The organism is Lentilactobacillus sp. Marseille-Q4993, from assembly GCF_951230165.1.
Taxonomy (GTDB): domain Bacteria; phylum Bacillota; class Bacilli; order Lactobacillales; family Lactobacillaceae; genus Lentilactobacillus.
Genome location: NZ_CATNVB010000010.1, coordinates 54,317 through 72,310, shown reverse-complemented (window position 1 = coordinate 72,310; position 17,994 = coordinate 54,317). Strand labels below are relative to the sequence as shown.

Here is a 17,994-nt window from a genome sequence, read left to right as displayed (position 1 = left end):
GATTCATTAAGAATATAGTTTCACGTTCTTCTATGGTAAGATGCTTGTAGTGGCTCATAGCTAGATTCCTTTCATGATTGTTTTCGCAAACATCATTTTACAGGAATCCAGCTATGGGTCCTTTTTTTAGTCACTGTTGCACTTAAATTGTAAATTCAAGGATAAAAAAACTGGCATTGATGATGTTCATCAATACCAGAAAGTATAGTTCCAAAAAAATCTATTAAAAAAAAGGAATCTTGCATTTGCAAGGTTCCTTTTTTTAATTAATTGCGAATAAAAATCGTTTTGATAGTTCCACTAGTATAGGCATCATTGGAGTGGAGAGTTCTTTCCAGTTTCGATTAATGAATGGTTGAAACTTTTCCAAAGAATTTTGAGTTAACTGTTTGTTGTCAGTGAGTAAGTGACGTAGTTCTAATGTGAATTCTTGCAGAGTGATTTTATCCTTTTCACTCTGCATTTTTGTTTTAGCAGAAAGAAGCTGATTAAGATAGCCATCATATTCATTTTCAAAAGAATCTGGTTCTGATTCCATAAATGAGTTTTCTGCACTCTGAGTGCTGCGTTCCTTTAATTTTTGAAAATACTCTTTCCCAGTATCAGTGAGCCAATGCGAAGCACTGTTGTTAAAGAGGTTAACCCCGTCAACGTAATCTATTTCGAAAGTCGCTGAAAGTATACCTTCATGTTTTTTATCCATTACCAATAATTCTTTCAAAATTGAGGGCGCTGAAAATTGATTGTTTTTGCCGAAATCAATTAATTGGCGAACTGTTTTTAAATTAACGTTATTAACTTGAGTGTCTAAATAACTAAGAATAAACTCGCGCATTTTTTCACTTTCATCCATTGAGAAAAACCTCTTTTCAGTATTGTTAACTATGGAACAGCTTCATTTGGATATCTTGATCATAATTACCAAATCCCTGCCCAAAAATGGTACACCCACCACGATGAACGGCATCATCTTTGATAGCAAATTTTACAGTAAACGTGGGTTGATGGTGCCAGTCTAAATCATTTATTGAAACGTCAGTAAATGGTTGGCCATCTAGGTAGCTCCCGTGGTCGGTTACCCGGAATGTTTTTAAAATCCCATACTGGTTAACGTTATCTGGAACCCAATCAGGGGTGTATTTACCTCTAGTATCAGAAAAATCACCAGGGCTGGTCCAAGTTCCAATCTCAACGTTATTGATTGAAACCGTAATATCAGAAGGCCAGACGTTGTTTGAAAATGGGAATTCTGATCCAAGTTCCATTGATAAATCCAACATTTCTAACTTGTCGGTTTCTTCTAGATAATTTGGAAATTGATACTCAACAAAACCATTGTTCCACCAAATCATACCCGCTTTAATTCTGTCTGGACTCATAAAGTACGATGGGTTATCAACTTTACCAATATAATCTGAACTACCAGCGAGACCACATGAAGGGGTTACCGAGTAACTGGTGTATTGACCAACCGGTACCTGGGTTTCGTATACTTCAAACGCAGGAAAAATGGACTTAGGAAAATGAATATTAATGTTATCAACTTTTAGGTAGGAAACTTTACTATGGCCATGACGTTCAAAACCGATGATTCCAGCGTCAGCTAGTTTTTTAAGGTGCATCAAAACAATCGTACTACTGAGATGGACTTTCTCAGACAGTTCTTGGACACTCAGTCGGTGTTCTGAGAGTTCTTGGATTATTTGAATTCGTACGTCACTAGCTAGGGCTTTATATGCTTTAAGTGAATCCTTTGAGATATCTAAATCCATTAATCTTACTCCTTTTACAGTTATTAATTTAACATGTTAGCGCATACAAATGAATTGTTTATGCTAACTTTAGTGACTATCATTGATAAAATCAACAAAAACATTGATTTTTAAGAAATAATCAGCTTTAAAAGTTTGCTTATAGCAATAATAATGTTTATCAGATAAGAAAACCAAATTTAAATCAGTAAAAACCATTGTAATCGGTTTCATGGCCAGATAATATTATAGCCGTGCACAAGAGTTAGATAATCATTTCACAATTTACTACGTAGCGAAAAGGAGATAACTACACATGAACGTATATTCAAGTCCATTAATTGTTCAGCGAGCAGATCCATTTATTTATAAGCATACAGACGGCTATTATTATTTCACCGCATCTGTTCCTGCATACAATTTGATTGAGATTCGAAGAGCCAAGACATTGGAAGGATTAGCTCATGCTGCACCAAGAACAATTTGGCGTAAGCATGATAGCGGACCAATGAGTCAATTGATTTGGGCGCCTGAATTACATTTTACTGATGGTAAATGGTATGTATATTTTGCGGCGGCAGAGACGACTGAATTTGATGATAACGGAATGTTCCAGCATAGGATGTTTTGTTTAGAGTGTGACGCAGCTAATCCAATGGAGAGTGAAGATAACTGGGTTGAAAAAGGACAAGTTAAGACGCCGATTGATTCATTCTCATTGGATGCTACTTCATTTGAAGCCAATGGCAAGCTTTATTATGTATGGGCTCAAAAAGATCCAGAAATTTCAGGTAATTCAAACCTCTATATTTCAGAGATGGAAAATCCATGGACATTAAAAACAGATCCTGTGATGCTCACTAAGCCTGAATACGACTGGGAATGTAGAGTGTTTGCTGTAAATGAAGGGCCTGCGGTTATTCACAAAAATGGAAGGTACTTCTTGACTTATTCCGCAAGTGCAACGGACGAAAACTATGCAATGGGAATGCTAACTATTCGTGATGATGCAGATTTATTGGATGCATCCAATTGGATTAAATCTGATAAGCCCGTTTTCCAAAGTGATCTTGAAACTCATCAATATGGTCCTGGCCATAATTCGTTCACGGTTGCTGAAGATGGAATCACTGATTTGATGGTTTATCATTGTCGAGATTATACAGAAATCAAAGGTGATCCGCTCTATGATCCAAACCGACATACAAAAGTTCAAGCTTTTAGTTGGAACCAAGATGGTACGCCAAACTTTGGTAAGCCATTACCTTATAACTATATTTAATATCTTTGGAGGAGATTATTATGCAAGAAACTGCAAATAGCAGTAATGGAAAACCATCAAAAAATTTTTGGGGATTTCCAATTACCCACTTTAGTTATTTCTTTATCTGGGCAACTGTGTATGGGTATTTAACCCTTTGGATGGAGCAAGTTGGTCATTTAAATGGAACTGAATCAGGAGCCGTTTTTTCAATGATGGCCGGAATTTCACTTATCTTTCAACCAGTTTTTGGTGTTCTTTCAGATAGATTATTATTCAAGAAAAATTTAGTATTAACGATTGCAATCGCAGCTATTTTTATTGGACCATATTTTCAATGGGCATTCTTACCATTAATGAAAATTAACTCTTTGTTAGTTGCTGTTATTACTGGAACATTGCTCTCATTTATTTTAAATGGTGGGGTTTCAGTTATTGAACAATATGTCCAAAGAGCCAGTCTAGCAAACAAATTTGAATATGCTCATTCTAGAGTTGGTGGATCTGTAGCTGGTATCGTTGCGTCATTAGTTGCAGGAAGATTATTCCTCTGGAAACCAGATTCAATTTTCTGGGCATGTACCGTTGCTGCCGTTATCTTAACCGGATTACTGTTGTTTAGTGATAAAGTGAATATGGAAAATGCAGCTGCAGCTGGTGATACTTCTAATTCTCTTGATTGGAAGACGGTTGCATCAGTTTTCAAGATTAAAAACCTTTGGATTTTAGCAATCTTTTACATGGGTGCATCTGCAATCTTTGATGTTTTTGATCAACAATTTATTATTTTCTTCAAGACATTCTTTGATTCAGCTTCACAAGGAACTATTGTTTATAGTTATATGACTTCTGGTCAAACTGTAATTGAGTTTTTGCTTATGTTCCCAATGCCTTGGATTATTAATAAGATCGGATCGAAAAATGGTTTGATTATCTACGGTTTTATCACATGTATCAGAATTTTAGGTTCTGCATTATCACCAAGTTGGCAATTAGTTGTCTTCTTCAGATTATTAGCTGGATTAGAAATGCCATTGTTGCTTACATCTATTATGAAGTATATCGCCGGAGCGTTCGATATTAGACTTTATGCGACTGTATATGCACTTGCATCGAACTTTGCTAAACAGATATCTGTCTTTATCTTTTCTTCAGTTGCCGGTAAGTTATATGACGTAATTGGTTACCAACACACATATATCATTATGGGTGTCTTGGTATTTGTAATTACTTTGTTTGCTGCCTTTACTTTGAAGAAAGAAGATAAGGTTCAAGCGGGTGAGGTTGAAGCAACTGAAGTTTCTCCAGAATAAATTTATATAATTTAAAAGGTGTTGATTAGATATGGATTCAAAGTTAATAGTTGATCCATCTCATCGCATCTCAAAAATCGATCCCCGAATGTGGGGATCTTTTATTGAACATTTAGGAAGGGTAGTTTACGGCGGAATATATCAACCAGGCCATCCTAAGTCTGATGAGAATGGGTTTAGATTGGATGTTATTGAAGCGATAAAGAAACTTAATGTTCCGTTAATTCGATATCCTGGTGGTAACTTTGTGTCGGGGTATAACTGGGAAGATGGAATTGGTCCTAAAAATGACCGACCAGTAAGAGCTGATTTTGGATGGCAGTCAATTGAAACAAATCAATTTGGACTTCATGAATTTATTGAATGGAGTCGTAAAGTTGGTGCTGAACCAGATATGGCAGTTAACTTAGGGACAAGAGGTATTGATGCTGCGAGAAATTTAGTTGAGTACTGTAACTTTGAGCAGCATACTTATTTGAGTGATTTAAGAAGAAAAAATGGAGCAGAAGAACCATTCAATATAAAACTATGGTCTCTTGGAAATGAAATGGACGGCGATTGGCAAATTGGGCATAAAACAGCAAGTGAGTACGGTCGACTAGCTCACGAAACTGCCAAGGCTATGCGAAAATTAGATCCGTCAATAGAGTTAATTGCTACTGGTAGTTCATTACACGATATGCCAACTTTCGGTACCTGGGAAGAAACTGTTCTAGATAATTGTTTTGAAGACGTTGATTATCTGTCGTTACATCAATATTACGGAAATGAAGATAATAATTTATCTGAATTTTTGGGTAAGTCTGAAGATTTCAATAACTTTATAAACGATGTAATAGCGATTTGTGATGCTGTCAAAGCTAGAAAACATTCCTCAAAGCAAATTAATTTATCATTTGATGAGTGGAATGTTTGGTATCACTCTAAGGAGAATGATGATAAGCAGGAGCTGTGGCAAAAATCGCCCCAACTACTTGAAGACCATTATAATTATGAAGATGCGCTGCTGATTGGTAGCTTAGCGATAACCTTAATGAAGTATGCTGATCGAGTTAAAATTGCTGCCCTAGCTCAGCTGGTTAATGTCATTGCCCCCATTATGACTGACCCTGTGAGTGGAAATGTGTGGCTACAATCGATTTTCTATCCATTCATGCAGGTCTCAAATTTTGGGCAGGGAGTTGCTTTGACTCCAAACACGGAAGTTGAATCGTATAAGTGTAAGGACTATGAAGTCCCATATTCGGATTCTATCGCTGTGTACAATGAGCAAAGAGATGAAGTTGTAATATTCGTTGAAAATAAGTCTAAGCAATCTATGCACTTTAAGGTTGATATAAAAAATATCCATATTAGTAAAATAGTTGAAGCCACTGAGTTTGCAGGATATGATATTAAGCAGACAAATGAGGATGGCAAAATGAAGTTAAACACACTAAGTAAAATTTATATTTCTGACGCCGGTATCGATGCTGAGTTAAAGCCCCTGTCTTGGAATATGATTAGAGTAGTGGTTGACTAAACCTTTCGCCGCTACAGAATACCGACTAAGTCATTTAGTACTTTTTCCCATTGCTGAAACGAAAGCTTGAAAAATCCCCCCATAAACATTATTATTATCGCAGTACCACATAATTAAAGCCGAGAGCATCAGGGTTGGGGAATCCTGGTGCTCTTTTTGTGTGCATTGAATCGTTGCCATTTAGCTGTTAGTATGATTTAGTTGAGCCTATTATTTTGCTCATTCATATTTTGCGGAGGTTATCATGAAAACTTTCAGGTTTCGGTTTTTCGTCCTCGTCTTAATTTCATTCACCCTTGGGTGTGGCGAGTTTCTAGTTCCCGGAATTCTCACTAATTTAGCTAATTCTTTTAAAATGCCACTGGCCAGTATCGGCCTGCTGGTGACGGTTTTTGCGTTGGTATACGCTATCAGTACACCAATCATCACCATATTTATCGGGAAGTATCGGTATTATAAAACTTTTGTTTTGATGATGCTGGTATACATTGGTGGTCTTATTTTAAGTGCCATCGCCACTAATTACATATTACTTGTCATCTCGCGGGTGGTTACAGCTTCTGTTTCGGGTGCCCTATTATCCGTTGCGTTGACGTTTGGTAATGCGATTGCGTCTGAAAAACAACGGGGGATGATGATTTCTTGGGTTTTCTCAGGGTTTAGTATTGCCAGTGTTGTTGGAATGCCGATTGGAACTTACGTTACCCATGTTGCTAACTGGCACGTTGCCTTTGGGGTAGTAGTAACGATGAGCGTTGTTACCCTAGTATTGGGAATGTTGTCGTTGCCCAAAGATTTGCAGGCAGGCTATACCAAGGAGGATGGTAATCAGTTCGCCTTACTTAAGGACCCCTTAATTATTGTTGGGGTTTTAGTGCCGTTGTTTGGTTCGTCTGGAATCAATGTTTTCCATACCTACGTTGCGCCAATTATCACTGATGAACTCCATTTTGGGGCCGAGATGCTGAGCGTGTTACTATCTGTCATTGGGATTATCTCAATCTTTAGTAGTCAGCTATCAGGGGTTCTGGCAAACAATCACGGTTTGAAGAAAATGCCGTACGTTTTTGTGCTTCAAATGGCTTTATTTGCAATCGTTGGTTCGTTGTACAGCAATTCGCTTGTGAGCCTGCTTGTGATATTTATTTTGGAACTAACCTTTAGTTTGCTGGGATCCTCAATTGAAATTCACTTTATGGATGTTGCGGAGAAATTCTATCCACAATCGATGGTGTTTGCTTCATCGCTGAATCCAGTCTTTTTCAATTTGGGAATATCAGTTGGATCAGCTAGTGGCAGTATGATTATCAGTTCTTCCGGCTTAAAAAATCTTGGCTTTGGGAGCATCGGGTTTATTGTGATTGAACTTTGCTTGCTCACCATTTTGAACAAGATGATTTCTCGTAGGGGGCTTAGCGAGTAATAATTTTACTATTTGTGAAAAACTTAGTACAATCAAATTGTGAGATTTCACAAACAACTAGGGGGTGCTGAAATGTCATCAGTAAAAGTTGAAAACGGGGAACTTAAGATTGAATTGACAGGTCTTGACCGGTTGTTATCGAGAAACTCAACTGTCTCGGTACCAGTCAGCCACATTACCAATTATTCGATTGGCAAGAAAGAACAGTTCAAGAAAAACGGCAAGTGGTCCAAAAAGAGCGACAAAGCATTTGTTGCGATTTCTGGCGACAAGCCTGTGTTGATTGCCAAGCTCTGTGATGATAGTTACGACTACATATTCGCTTCGGTGGATAATCCACAAGAGTTAGCAAGCAAGATTAGTTAGGTCCTTAAAAATTAATAGTTAGATGCACAGCCAATCTCAGAAATGAGGTTGGTTTTTTTGATACCGTGACAATTGTCATATGATGTTATTACATTGCTTACTACTGCCGATTAGGTTTTCTTAGTATATTTAAGTCATAAGAGGTGGTTGAAATGACAACACAAGCAGTAGCAATCAAGAATTTGAAATTCAGTTATGGTGATAAGCCCGTTTTAAAGGGAGTTAATCTTGAAATCCATGAAGGTGAGATTTTTGGGCTGGTTGGTCCAAACGGTGCTGGAAAAACAACGCTCCTTAATTCGATTATGGGATTAACTAGTGCTGACCAAATTACGGGCAGTGTTGAGGTATATGGATCTACGAGAATCAGTAATCAAATTAAGAATATGATAGGTTCAATGCTCCAAGGAGACATTAGGCTGACTCGCGTGACTGTTCGTGAGTATCTGTCAGTTATTGCAAGTCAGTATTATGATCCGAAACCAGTTGAAGCTGTAATCAACGAATTGAAGTTGGGTTCGTTTGCAAATAAGTGGCTAACTGGAATTTCAGGTGGCCAATTACGGCGAGTGACGTTTGCTGCAGCGATTATCGGTCAGCCTAAACTGCTGTTTTTGGATGAGCCAACAGTTGGAATGGATGTCGATGCTAGGCGAGAATTTTGGGATTATGTTGATAATTTGAAGATGCAGGGAACGACGATTATGGTTACTAGTCATTATCTGGCAGAAATCCAGACGGTGGCGGATAGAATTGGGATCCTAATTGACGGGAAATTTGAGTCGGTGGGGACCTGGAATGAACTCAGTCAGGTAGATAGCGGTGGCACAATTGAGTTTACAACTGAAATTTCAACTAGTATTTTTGAGGATTTGCCTGCCGTAACGGGTATACAGCGGAGTGGAATGATAACGACCATTAATAGTGAAAATACGGATGATACTTTAAAATCACTAGTTCCGTTTATCGAAAAACTCAGCGAGATTACCGTTCAACGAAAGTCGCTTGAATCACTATTTATGGGATTGACTGAAAGGGAGTAATGTTATGGGACCATTTATTAAACAGCTAAAGTTTAACTTTAAACGCTTATATCTTAGGAATCGGGGTTATCAGATTGGGACGTTATTAATGCCGGTTGCATTTTATGCCCTATTTACCAAAATTATGGTGAAGGGTTCGGGGCCGGAAATGATGATGTATTCTAAAACGTACATTGCCAGTATGGTTATCTACAGTGTTTTGATCAATGCGTTGTTTGGTGTCGCTCAATTTTTGCAGGAAGATCGGCGAGTCCAATTGGTGCAAAACATGGAAATGACGCCTGCAGGAACTAGCAGTTACTACCTTTCGATCTCAGTTTTGATGGCTGGGGCTAATCTTGTCTCGGCAATTTTGATCCAGCTAGTTGCAATTTTAGAAAACGGGGTTGATCTGACTGCTGTCATGGTTATTGAAACTGCGGTTCTAGCAGTGCTTGGTACTCTACCAATTATGTTGGTCGGGATTGCCTATTCATATTTAAAGAGTCCGGAACTGTTAGGGGCGTTGAGTAACGTCACGGTTTTTCCACTGGCAATGGTCAGTGGGTTATGGTGGCCAATTAGCATAATGCCAAAGTGGCTCAGACAAATTGGTGAATTAACGCCGACGTATATTTCAAAGCATATACTGGACTCTCAATTACTTAACAAATCAATTTCACATAATGATATGATGGGATTAATTGTTTGGCTATTAATAACTGGAGCTGTTGTAGGACTGGCAGTTATTAGAGATAAAGGTGGATTGAGGTTTGATGTTCAGCAGACGACAAAAACGGAAAAAAACATTTAATTGGTTTGCATATATTTGGTTGGTTTATATGCCTGAAGCCATTACTGATAATGTACCGCCAAGATCAAAAACTGACTTTATGGTCCTTGGGTTAGTAATTGGATTTCTAATTTCCTATGTTCTGGTTGTTGAATCAGAACGCTGGGAATTGCCGGCAATGATTGCGGAAGTAGTAATTGCCCTGATCTTTTTAGTGTGGCAGGGAAATTTCTGGTTAATGATTTATCCTGGTTGGCAAGTATCCTCGATCTTAGCTAGGTATCCCAAAAAGTACATGATCATATTTTCAACGGTGTATTACATTGGGCTGGTTGGGGAAATAGTATCTGTGATGGTTATCAATGGTAGTTCAACTAGTATGCCAGAATGGTTCACCCTTGCGATACCGCTTGTCGGACCAGTTCTTAGTTACGCAACCACCAAATCAATCAACCAACGAATCCAACTTGCTCAGGATAATCAAAGGCTTGAATCCATAATCCGTCGAGGTGAGAGGGACCGAATCGCCCGGGACCTCCACGATACTTTGGGGCAGTCGTTTTCAATGATCACAATTAAAACCCAGTTGGCAAAGAAATTGCTGACAAAGCAACCTGATCAAGTATCCAATGAATTGGATGACATTATTGCAACCAGTCGGGAAAACTTGCAGGTAGTTAGGCAAATTGTGAATAATCTGCACCAAGTTAGTATCAGTGAAGAAATGCTAATCCAATCCAAAAATCTGCGAACTGTTGGGATTCATCTGGAAACGACAGGTGAATCGATTTCGAATCAGTGGCCAACCAGTGTTCAGGTAATTGTTGGGGATGTTATTAAAGAGGCGGTAACCAACGTGATTAGACACAGCAAGGCTAACCAAGTGGAAATCGAATTTACTGAGAGTAATAGTGACTATCAAGTGAGCGTAACCGATAATGGACGAGCAAATAAGTACGTCCGTGAGGGGTCAAATGGAATTGATGGTATGAAATCAAGAATTCACAGTAGTGGCGGTCAGTTTGAAATTAATAATAATAATCCCGGCACTAAGGTCTGGCTTAGTCTTCCGAAGGAGGTTGCTCATGATTAAATTATATTTAGCTGAGGATCAGAGTATGTTAAATGGTGCTTTGACCCAGATTCTTAACTTGGAAGACGATCTTGAGGTCGTGGGTTCTGCGACCGACGGTAAATCTGCCTGGGAAGAAATTGCCAAACTAAAACCGGATGTTGCTATCTTGGATATTGAAATGCCAGAGGAAACTGGGCTTGATGTGGCCGATAAAATCAATGAATCGGTGCTACAAACAAGGGTGATCATCCTAACTACGTTTGCTCAAAAGGCTTACTTTGAGCACGCCATAAAGGCACAAGTTAGTGGATACTTGTTGAAAGACAGTCCAACGGATGACTTGGTATCGACTATTCGCCAAGTTATGGAAGGAAAAACGGTGTTTGACCCTGAGCTGGTTGTAAATATGGTTAATGCTACTGATAACCCACTAACTGATCAAGAAATGAATGTTCTGCGAGCGGTTTCTGAGGGTGGCAAAACACAAGAACTGGCGCAAAAACTATTCTTGTCCGAAGGAACTGTCAGAAACTATTTGTCCTCAATTTTTAGTAAGCTGGGGGTCCACAATCGCCTCGAAGCAGTAAATTTAGCAAAGAAAAATAAGTGGTTGTAAAATACGGCTTAGTTTTAAAATTTCTAATTATTATTGAGTATATTTTAATCTGCTAAAAAGTATTGTGATCTTTTGGCGGTATATCAACGTTTTATAAAAAAGTTAAATTAAAACGTTGACTTTTGTCTAATCTTGTTTTAATGTACTGGGTAACAATTAATTCGTCCATATAAACCGTTGAAGTGGAGATCAAGATCATCGTGCCCTCAAAGAGAGCTGCCGTTGCTGAGAGTGTAGTAGAACGCAGGTGATTAAATGGACCACTGAGGGCTTCTCTGAAAGATTTCAAGTATGGGAAGACGTACAGACATACGTAAGTTGTCGGGGAGATGATAGTCTCTCGCTAAGGGTGATTATTTGGGAACATGATTAAGCTTTTTAGTGAACCCAATAATCAAAATAAGGTGGCACCGCGGAATAATCCGTCCTTAACAACAAGTTTGTTATGGGCGGATTTTTTTGTACTCAAAAGTCGGAGGTCACTGTTATGAAGTTAATGCCAGGAAAGCGATGGTGGGTTAATCATATGTAGTCCGTTACTTTGGAAACTCCCAGGAGGGATAAATATGATTAAAGAAGCCATTGCAAAAGTTGTAAACAAACAAGATTTAACATTTGATGAAAGCAAGCAAGTTTTAGATGAAATTATGAGTGGGAACACCAGTGAGGTTGAAACAACAGCACTGTTAACTGCCTTATCAGCTAAGCATGAAACTATCGATGAAATCGCTGGGGCGGCTGAATCAATGAGACAGCACGCCTTAAAGTTTCCCCATACCGATAATGTTCTTGAAATCGTTGGAACTGGTGGCGATCACGCTAATACCTTCAACATTTCAACCACGAGTGCAATCGTCCTAGCAGCTAGTGGAATTAAGGTTGCCAAACATGGTAATCGAGCTGCTTCTTCAAAGAGTGGGGCGGCGGATGTGCTAGAAGCCCTTGGGTTTGATTTGAACTTAACGCCAGCCAAATCGTTTGAAAGCTTGGAGACTAATAATCTTTGCTTCTTGTTTGCCCAGGAATACCACAAGGCGATGAAGTACGTCGCTCCAGTAAGAAAACAATTGGGAATCAGAACGATTTTCAATATTCTTGGACCATTGGCAAATCCAGCCAACCCAACTAACCAGATGTTAGGGGTTTATGATGAAAGCCTGATGGATCCGCTAGTTAGAGTGTTACCAAAACTGGGAGTTACTCATGCGGTGGTTGTTCATGGTGAGGATGGTTTAGATGAAGTAACTTCTACCGGCGATACGGATATTGCTGAGTACTTAGATGGTGAAATCAAGAAGTACAGGGTATCGCCAACTGAATTTGGGATTGCAATTGCTGATAAAGCTGACCTAGTGGGAGGTACTCCTGAGGAAAATGCCCAAATCACGCGGGATATCATTAACGGTAAGCAGGGACCTCAAAGAGACACAGTCCTCATGAACGTTGGGGTTGGTATTCATACCGCTAAACCAGAAGTTTCAATTGCGGCTGGAATCGAAATTGCCAGAAACACAATTGATAGTGGGTTAGCCAAAGATGAGTTAAACCGATTAGTTAAGTTTTCAAGAACGGATGTGGTCGCATGATTCTTGATGACTTAGTAAAAGCAACCCAAATTAGATTAAAACGCCATCAGGAAATGATTTCATTAACTGAAATGAAACGATTGGCGGCAAGTCAAGGTAGAAACATTAACTTTCAGAATCAAATCTCAACGCCAGGTATTCACGTAATTGCGGAAGTTAAAAAAGCTTCACCTTCCAAGGGGATGATTGCCACTGACTTTCCGTATTTGGATATTGCTGAATCATATGAACAAGCAGGAGCAGACGCAATCTCAGTGTTAACGGAGCCTGATTACTTCGATGGTAGCATCACCTATCTTGGAGCTATCGCTGCAACGGTAAAGACGCCATTGTTGAGAAAGGATTTCACGATTGATTCCTATATGATTTATGAAGCCCGGGCAAACGGAGCTAATGCAATCTTACTGATTGTTGCAATCCTATCGGACGAACAGTTGAAAAGTTTTCGGGAGTTGGCTGAATCTTTAGGAATGACCGCGATTGTTGAAGCTCATGATGAAAATGAAGTTGTCAGAGCAGTAAGGTCCGGAGCCAAAGTAATTGGTATCAATAATCGTAATTTGAAGGATTTCACCGTTGATTTTGACAACAGTATTCGGCTAAGAAATCTGATTCCAGCGGGGATTACCACGATTGCCGAAAGTGGCATCAAGACCCCAATGGATGTAGAACGTTTGGATGGAGCGGGGTTCAACGCGGTATTGATTGGTGAAACCCTGATGAGGGCTACCAACAAAGCAGAAATGATTCAGAGCCTAAGGGAGGTTGCCCAATGACCAGAGTCAAAATTTGCGGGTTGATGACGGAATCGGACGTCAGCATTGTGAATGAGACTAAGCCTGACTTTGCCGGATTAGTGTTTGCAAAGGGACGTCACCACTTGAATTCCACGCAGGCAGAAAAGCTAGCTAGACAAATAGACTCACCAATCACAAAGGTCGGGGTGTTTGTTGATACTCCTGCCAATGAAATTATTGAGTTATCCAAACGGGGAATATTCACGATTGCTCAACTTCACGGCTATGGAGATCCACAAATGATTGGTGAACTTAAGGTGGCAGGAATCAAGGTGATTCGGGTGTTTGTCAATGAAGAGCCAGATAATGAATACACTGCTGATTACAAGATGATTGATTCAGGATACGGAAGTGGCCGGCTACTTGATATTAGTCGGTACGAAAATCTAGGGGATAACACGTTTGTTGCTGGTGGATTAACACCAGATAACGTTAATGAAGTAATTGAAAAATTAAACCCGTACGCAGTTGATGTGTCATCGGGAGTTGAAACTAATAATCATAAGGATTTTCAAAAGGTTCGCCAGTTTATTGAAAAAGTGAGGAGAGATTAATATGCAAGAATTAAAGCAAAAACCAGGAATTTACGGTGAAGGTCTTGGAGGCCAGTATATTCCAGAAACATTAATGTCAGAGCTAGAGAAAGTATCAGCCGCGTTTGAAAAGGCCAAGACGGATCCAGAGTTTCAGGCTGAGTTGCACGACCTATTAGTTAATTACGCTAACCGTCCATCCTTACTTTATTTTGCTGAAAATATGACCAAAGATTTAGGTGGTGCCAAGATTTATCTCAAACGAGAAGATTTAAACCACACCGGTGCCCATAAAATCAATAACGTGATTGGGCAGGCGTTGATTGCCAAGCATATGGGTAAGAAGCGATTAATTGCTGAAACTGGGGCAGGGCAACACGGAGTTGCGACCGCCACGGTAGCTGCATTATTTGGGATGGAATGTGAGATTTTTATGGGCAAAGAGGACACTGACCGCCAAAAACTAAACGTTTACCGGATGAAATTGCTTGGGGCTAAAGTCCACGCAGTGACAACCGGCTCGATGGTTCTCAAGGATGCGGTCAACGCAACGCTTCAAGAGTGGGCTAGTCGTAGTGAGGATACCTTTTATGTTCTTGGTTCCGCAGTTGGTCCCCACCCATTTCCAGCGATGGTTAAGTATTTTCAGAGTGTGATCAGCAAAGAATCAAAGCAACAGCTAAATGCCGTTGAGGGTTGCTTACCAGATGCTGTTGTGGCCTGTGTTGGTGGCGGGAGTAATGCCATTGGTAGCTTTGCAGACTACATAGATGACCCGAGCGTGAAGCTGATTGGGGTTGAAGCCGCTGGTAAAGGGGTAGATACTGATCAAACCGCTGCAACGGTTGAACGGGGAAGCGTTGGTATCTTTCACGGGATGAAGTCATTGTTCTTACAGAATAACGATGGCCAAATTGATAAGGTTTACTCAATCTCGGCTGGTCTTGATTATCCAGGCGTTGGGCCAGAACATGCTGCTCTTGCTGCAGCCAACCGGGCTGGATACGTGGGAATTACCGATGATGAGTCAGTGGACGCGTTTGAGTACATTGCCAAAACCGAAGGGATTATTGCAGCTATCGAGAGTTGCCATGCCCTTGCGTACGTTAAAAAACTTGCTCCAACCATGAGCAAAGACCAAATCATTGTTTGTACCGTATCTGGTCGTGGTGATAAGGATGTCGCAAGCATTGCAAAGTATAGAGGAGTTGACGTTGATGAGTAATTTAGCAGATCAATTTAAAAACAGAAAAGCATTTATTCCATTTGTAGTTGCGGATGATCCCGATTTTGATACGACGGTGGCCAATATTGTGGCTTTAGCAAATGGTGGGGCGGACATTGTGGAGTTAGGCATTCCTTTCTCTGATCCGGTTGCTGATGGTCCGGTCATTCAAAAGGCTGACCTACGAGCGTTTGACGCGGGGGTAACGACTGAAAAGGTGTTTGAAATTGTGGCTGCTGCTAGAAAACTGACAAGCGTGCCAATCGTGTTCCTGACGTATTTGAACATTCCATTTAAGTACGGCTATGAACGCTTTTTGAATCGGTGTGTCGAGCTAAATATTTCGGGGTTAGTAATTCCGGATTTACCGTTTGAAAGCAAGGATGAAATTGATAGATATGCTAAACCACTGGGAATTGATATTATCTCATTGATTACGCCAACGTCTAAAGACCGAGTTGAAATGATTGCTAAGGAAGCTTCAGGATTCATTTACGTTGTTTCTTCGGAAGGAATTACTGGTGAACGGGATGAATTCTATAATGACCTGAAGGCATTGATTGCCAGGATTAGGGCGGTGACTGACGTACCGTTGGCAATTGGTTTTGGCGTTCATACCCCTGAGCAGGCTAAGTCAATGGCAGACATCGCTGATGGCGTTATTATTGGTAGTGCTATCGTTGAAGTTGTCGGTCAAAATGGCAAGGATGCTCCTAAGGCGGTTGAACAGTTTGTAAGGGAAATTCGGCAGGGAGTTGATGCCGAGGTATCGAAAGCAATATAGGGAAAACGAGAGTTAGTGAAAGCGCTTTAAAATAAACGGTCAAAAGGGTTGAACTTAGCTAATACTAAGGTAAACTGAAGGTGGATTAAGAATTCATTTGAAAGGGGCCTTTGATGTGTTTGCTAAAGTGTTTGATCTCAAAGAAATGACTGCTTATAGTATCTTGATGTTTGATTTTCTGGTATTTGTTGCATCAGCGATTGTTTTGATTGCCTCACCTGATAGTGTGACAATGATGGGAAACGCTGTGTTAGCGACAACAATGGGGCTTTCAATTTTGTATGTAGTAGTTGGAATGGTTCATGCAAAGTTGTATTCTGACTTGGAGTTATCGTCGTTAGCGGCGATGATGATTATAATGTTTATTGTAATTGTGTTTGAAATGATTTGAATAGGATGAATGAGTGGTAACCATGGGTGATGAGCTTTGGGGTTGCCACTTTTTTGTTTGCTCACTCATCGTGATTGCAACATATCTAAAACGTGTTCGGAGTTTTAATTCCCTCACAGTAGTTATCGCGACTATCTCCATTGCGTGTTCAATAGTTAGCGATAACCTTGTGAAGTTTCACAGACGAAATCTAAGATTTCTGGTTCTCTCTCCGCCTATAAAAATAACGGACCTTACAAGAAAAATCGCTTGTAAAGTCCGTTATTCCTATGTCACGTATGCTACATAGCCAAAACGCGTTCGCCCTTTCAGTCACCTCCGTCTATAAAAATAAGGGACCTCACAAGAAAAATCGCTTGTAAAGTCCGTTATTCCTATGCTACGTATGCTACATAGCCAAAACGTGTTCATTCAATCTGATTCCTTTGTTTAATAAAAATGACGACCGCGCACTTCGTTTGCTCGCTCGTCATGATTGCAACATAGCTAAAACGTGTTCGGAGTTTCAATTCCCTGTGCCTATGAAAATAACGGGCTTCACGAGAAAGCCCACTCGTAAAACCCGTTATTCCCATAGTGCTCAGGAATTCCCAAAACTCCTCACACTCTATTTATTAAACGTTCCCGCCTCAACCTCACGGATAAACGTTGCCAAATGATCATAATATACGTCTGGATTATCAACCATATGATGGTGACCACCCTCTGGCGTCGACACAAACTTAGCGTTTGGAATCATTTCTGCCATTCTCTTACCAGTTGCGATTGGCATCGATTCATGTTCACCAAACGTAACCAGAGTAGGAACCTTAATATTCTTCAACTTGTCAGTGAAGTGCCATTCGCCCAACTTACCAGTAATAACAAACTCGTTGTCACCTTGGAATGCACCATAGATGTCAGTGTTCATTGTGCTGATCAAATGATCGAGCTTTGAAGGTTGCTTTCTGTCGATATAGCTCTTGTTCAAGATATCAACTAGACCTTGGTAACGGTCATTGTCATAGTCGTTCTTAGCTTCGCATTCTTTCATGAATGCCAAATCTTCAGCTGAGAATGTCTTTTCTCTGATTTGGTTCAAGTGATCGGTGTAATCATCGATATCATCAACCATTGATGAAACGATTGCACCCTTTAAATGTTCACCGTACTTTTCAGCGTACGTTTGAACTAACAAGCCACCCCATGATTGGCCAATGAGGTAGAACTTGTCGATGCCTAGCTTTTGACGAACTTCTTCAACTTCATCCAAGTAGTAATTGTAACTTAAAATGTCATCACGAGTTTTTTGGTCTGAAAAATCAGGACTATCTGAGTACCATGAACCTAATTGATCGTACATGTGAACTTGGACGTTGAGTCCTTGCTTTTTCAATTGTTGGGCAGCATCTTCCCAGTATTCGTGATTACCACCAGGACCACCATGAAGGGCTAACAAATGAATGTCGCCTTCACCCTGAGTGTTTGTCCAGAGATGATAACCGTTATCGAGTGTAATGATCTTGGTACCTTGTCGCATATAATCACCTTTTCCTT

General features: G+C 40.0%; 18 protein-coding genes and 1 other annotated feature. Of the genes, 15 read left to right on the top strand and 3 right to left on the bottom strand.

Features of this window, described 5'->3' with window-relative positions; all coding sequences use genetic code 11:
• Positions 1–262 precede the first annotated feature (262 nt).
• Both QOW94_RS05715 and QOW94_RS05710 read right to left on the bottom strand, forming a co-directional pair.
• A complete protein-coding gene (locus tag QOW94_RS05715) occupies positions 263–853 on the bottom strand; it encodes a hypothetical protein (protein WP_283679294.1) in 591 nt (196 codons plus the stop codon).
• 25 nt (positions 854–878) lie between these two features.
• On the bottom strand, positions 879–1,772 hold the full coding sequence (locus QOW94_RS05710) for an ArsR/SmtB family transcription factor (RefSeq protein WP_283679293.1): 894 nt from the start codon (positions 1,770–1,772) through the stop codon (positions 879–881).
• Positions 1,773–2,067: 295 nt separating this feature from the next.
• On the opposite strand from QOW94_RS05710, the gene QOW94_RS05705 reads away from it, so the two are divergent.
• The 15 genes from QOW94_RS05705 (at position 2,068) to QOW94_RS05635 (ending at position 16,458) form a co-directional block, all read left to right on the top strand.
• Positions 2,068–3,033 (top strand): glycoside hydrolase family 43 protein, encoded by a 966-nt coding sequence (locus tag QOW94_RS05705; protein ID WP_283679292.1) that lies wholly within the window; start codon positions 2,068–2,070, stop codon positions 3,031–3,033.
• 20 nt (positions 3,034–3,053) lie between these two features.
• Positions 3,054–4,325, top strand: coding sequence for an oligosaccharide MFS transporter (locus QOW94_RS05700; RefSeq protein WP_283679291.1), 1,272 nt, complete (start codon positions 3,054–3,056; stop codon positions 4,323–4,325).
• Positions 4,326–4,356: 31 nt separating this feature from the next.
• On the top strand, positions 4,357–5,847 hold the full coding sequence (gene arfA / locus QOW94_RS05695; protein ID WP_283679290.1) for an arabinosylfuranosidase ArfA: 1,491 nt from the start codon (positions 4,357–4,359) through the stop codon (positions 5,845–5,847).
• 244 nt (positions 5,848–6,091) lie between these two features.
• The gene (locus QOW94_RS05690; protein ID WP_283679289.1) at positions 6,092–7,270 is read left to right on the top strand and encodes an MFS transporter; all 1,179 of its coding nucleotides are present in this window, start codon (positions 6,092–6,094) and stop codon (positions 7,268–7,270) included.
• 72 nt (positions 7,271–7,342) lie between these two features.
• Complete coding sequence (locus QOW94_RS05685; protein ID WP_283679288.1) at positions 7,343–7,636, top strand: hypothetical protein; 294 nt, start codon at positions 7,343–7,345, stop codon at positions 7,634–7,636.
• A 152-nt stretch (positions 7,637–7,788) separates the two neighbouring features.
• Positions 7,789–8,679, top strand: a complete 891-nt coding sequence (locus tag QOW94_RS05680) for an ABC transporter ATP-binding protein (protein ID WP_283679287.1) — start codon at positions 7,789–7,791, stop codon at positions 8,677–8,679.
• A 4-nt stretch (positions 8,680–8,683) separates the two neighbouring features.
• The gene (locus tag QOW94_RS05675) at positions 8,684–9,472 is read left to right on the top strand and encodes an ABC transporter permease (RefSeq protein ID WP_283679286.1); all 789 of its coding nucleotides are present in this window, start codon (positions 8,684–8,686) and stop codon (positions 9,470–9,472) included.
• Positions 9,435–10,544, top strand: a complete 1,110-nt coding sequence (locus QOW94_RS05670; RefSeq protein ID WP_502867248.1) for a sensor histidine kinase — start codon at positions 9,435–9,437, stop codon at positions 10,542–10,544. Before QOW94_RS05675 ends, QOW94_RS05670 begins: the two co-directional genes overlap by 38 nt.
• A complete protein-coding gene (locus QOW94_RS05665) occupies positions 10,537–11,142 on the top strand; it encodes a response regulator transcription factor (RefSeq protein ID WP_283679285.1) in 606 nt (201 codons plus the stop codon). The genes QOW94_RS05670 and QOW94_RS05665 overlap by 8 nt, the downstream gene beginning before the upstream one ends.
• A gap of 168 nt (positions 11,143–11,310) precedes the next feature.
• Positions 11,311–11,575 (top strand) — a binding site (T-box leader).
• A 133-nt stretch (positions 11,576–11,708) separates the two neighbouring features.
• Entirely contained in the window at positions 11,709–12,728 is a 1,020-nt protein-coding gene (gene trpD, locus QOW94_RS05660; RefSeq protein WP_283679284.1) for an anthranilate phosphoribosyltransferase, read from the top strand.
• Complete coding sequence (trpC, locus tag QOW94_RS05655; protein ID WP_283679283.1) at positions 12,725–13,504, top strand: indole-3-glycerol phosphate synthase TrpC; 780 nt, start codon at positions 12,725–12,727, stop codon at positions 13,502–13,504. Before trpD ends, trpC begins: the two co-directional genes overlap by 4 nt.
• On the top strand, positions 13,501–14,079 hold the full coding sequence (locus tag QOW94_RS05650; RefSeq protein WP_283679281.1) for a phosphoribosylanthranilate isomerase: 579 nt from the start codon (positions 13,501–13,503) through the stop codon (positions 14,077–14,079). Before trpC ends, QOW94_RS05650 begins: the two co-directional genes overlap by 4 nt.
• A gap of 1 nt (position 14,080) precedes the next feature.
• Positions 14,081–15,283 carry a tryptophan synthase subunit beta gene (gene trpB, locus QOW94_RS05645; RefSeq protein WP_283679280.1) on the top strand — a complete coding sequence of 401 codons (1,203 nt, stop codon included), beginning with the start codon at positions 14,081–14,083 and terminating at the stop codon, positions 15,281–15,283.
• On the top strand, positions 15,276–16,067 hold the full coding sequence (trpA, locus tag QOW94_RS05640; RefSeq protein WP_283679279.1) for a tryptophan synthase subunit alpha: 792 nt from the start codon (positions 15,276–15,278) through the stop codon (positions 16,065–16,067). The genes trpB and trpA overlap by 8 nt, the downstream gene beginning before the upstream one ends.
• 115 nt (positions 16,068–16,182) lie before the next feature.
• Positions 16,183–16,458 carry a hypothetical protein gene (locus QOW94_RS05635; protein WP_283679278.1) on the top strand — a complete coding sequence of 92 codons (276 nt, stop codon included), beginning with the start codon at positions 16,183–16,185 and terminating at the stop codon, positions 16,456–16,458.
• Positions 16,459–17,065: 607 nt separating this feature from the next.
• Here the strand turns inward: QOW94_RS05635 and QOW94_RS05630 are convergent.
• Positions 17,066–17,977 carry a proline iminopeptidase-family hydrolase gene (locus QOW94_RS05630; RefSeq protein ID WP_283679276.1) on the bottom strand — a complete coding sequence of 304 codons (912 nt, stop codon included), beginning with the start codon at positions 17,975–17,977 and terminating at the stop codon, positions 17,066–17,068.
• Between the last annotated feature and the right edge of the window lie 17 nt (positions 17,978–17,994).

Bases quoted from the DNA above. Each gene is read 5' to 3' on its own strand.
- QOW94_RS05715 (WP_283679294.1), bottom strand. From the start codon at position 853: ATGGATGAAAGTGAAAAAATGCGCGAGTTTATTCTTAGTTATTTAGAC.
- QOW94_RS05710 (WP_283679293.1), bottom strand. From the start codon at position 1,772: ATGGATTTAGATATCTCAAAGGATTCACTTAAAGCATATAAAGCCCTA.
- QOW94_RS05705 (WP_283679292.1), top strand. From the start codon at position 2,068: ATGAACGTATATTCAAGTCCATTAATTGTTCAGCGAGCAGATCCATTT.
- QOW94_RS05700 (WP_283679291.1), top strand. From the start codon at position 3,054: ATGCAAGAAACTGCAAATAGCAGTAATGGAAAACCATCAAAAAATTTT.
- arfA (WP_283679290.1), top strand. From the start codon at position 4,357: ATGGATTCAAAGTTAATAGTTGATCCATCTCATCGCATCTCAAAAATC.
- QOW94_RS05690 (WP_283679289.1), top strand. From the start codon at position 6,092: ATGAAAACTTTCAGGTTTCGGTTTTTCGTCCTCGTCTTAATTTCATTC.
- QOW94_RS05685 (WP_283679288.1), top strand. From the start codon at position 7,343: ATGTCATCAGTAAAAGTTGAAAACGGGGAACTTAAGATTGAATTGACA.
- QOW94_RS05680 (WP_283679287.1), top strand. From the start codon at position 7,789: ATGACAACACAAGCAGTAGCAATCAAGAATTTGAAATTCAGTTATGGT.
- QOW94_RS05675 (WP_283679286.1), top strand. From the start codon at position 8,684: ATGGGACCATTTATTAAACAGCTAAAGTTTAACTTTAAACGCTTATAT.
- QOW94_RS05670 (WP_502867248.1), top strand. From the start codon at position 9,435: ATGTTCAGCAGACGACAAAAACGGAAAAAAACATTTAATTGGTTTGCA.
- QOW94_RS05665 (WP_283679285.1), top strand. From the start codon at position 10,537: ATGATTAAATTATATTTAGCTGAGGATCAGAGTATGTTAAATGGTGCT.
- trpD (WP_283679284.1), top strand. From the start codon at position 11,709: ATGATTAAAGAAGCCATTGCAAAAGTTGTAAACAAACAAGATTTAACA.
- trpC (WP_283679283.1), top strand. From the start codon at position 12,725: ATGATTCTTGATGACTTAGTAAAAGCAACCCAAATTAGATTAAAACGC.
- QOW94_RS05650 (WP_283679281.1), top strand. From the start codon at position 13,501: ATGACCAGAGTCAAAATTTGCGGGTTGATGACGGAATCGGACGTCAGC.
- trpB (WP_283679280.1), top strand. From the start codon at position 14,081: ATGCAAGAATTAAAGCAAAAACCAGGAATTTACGGTGAAGGTCTTGGA.
- trpA (WP_283679279.1), top strand. From the start codon at position 15,276: ATGAGTAATTTAGCAGATCAATTTAAAAACAGAAAAGCATTTATTCCA.
- QOW94_RS05630 (WP_283679276.1), bottom strand. From the start codon at position 17,977: ATGCGACAAGGTACCAAGATCATTACACTCGATAACGGTTATCATCTC.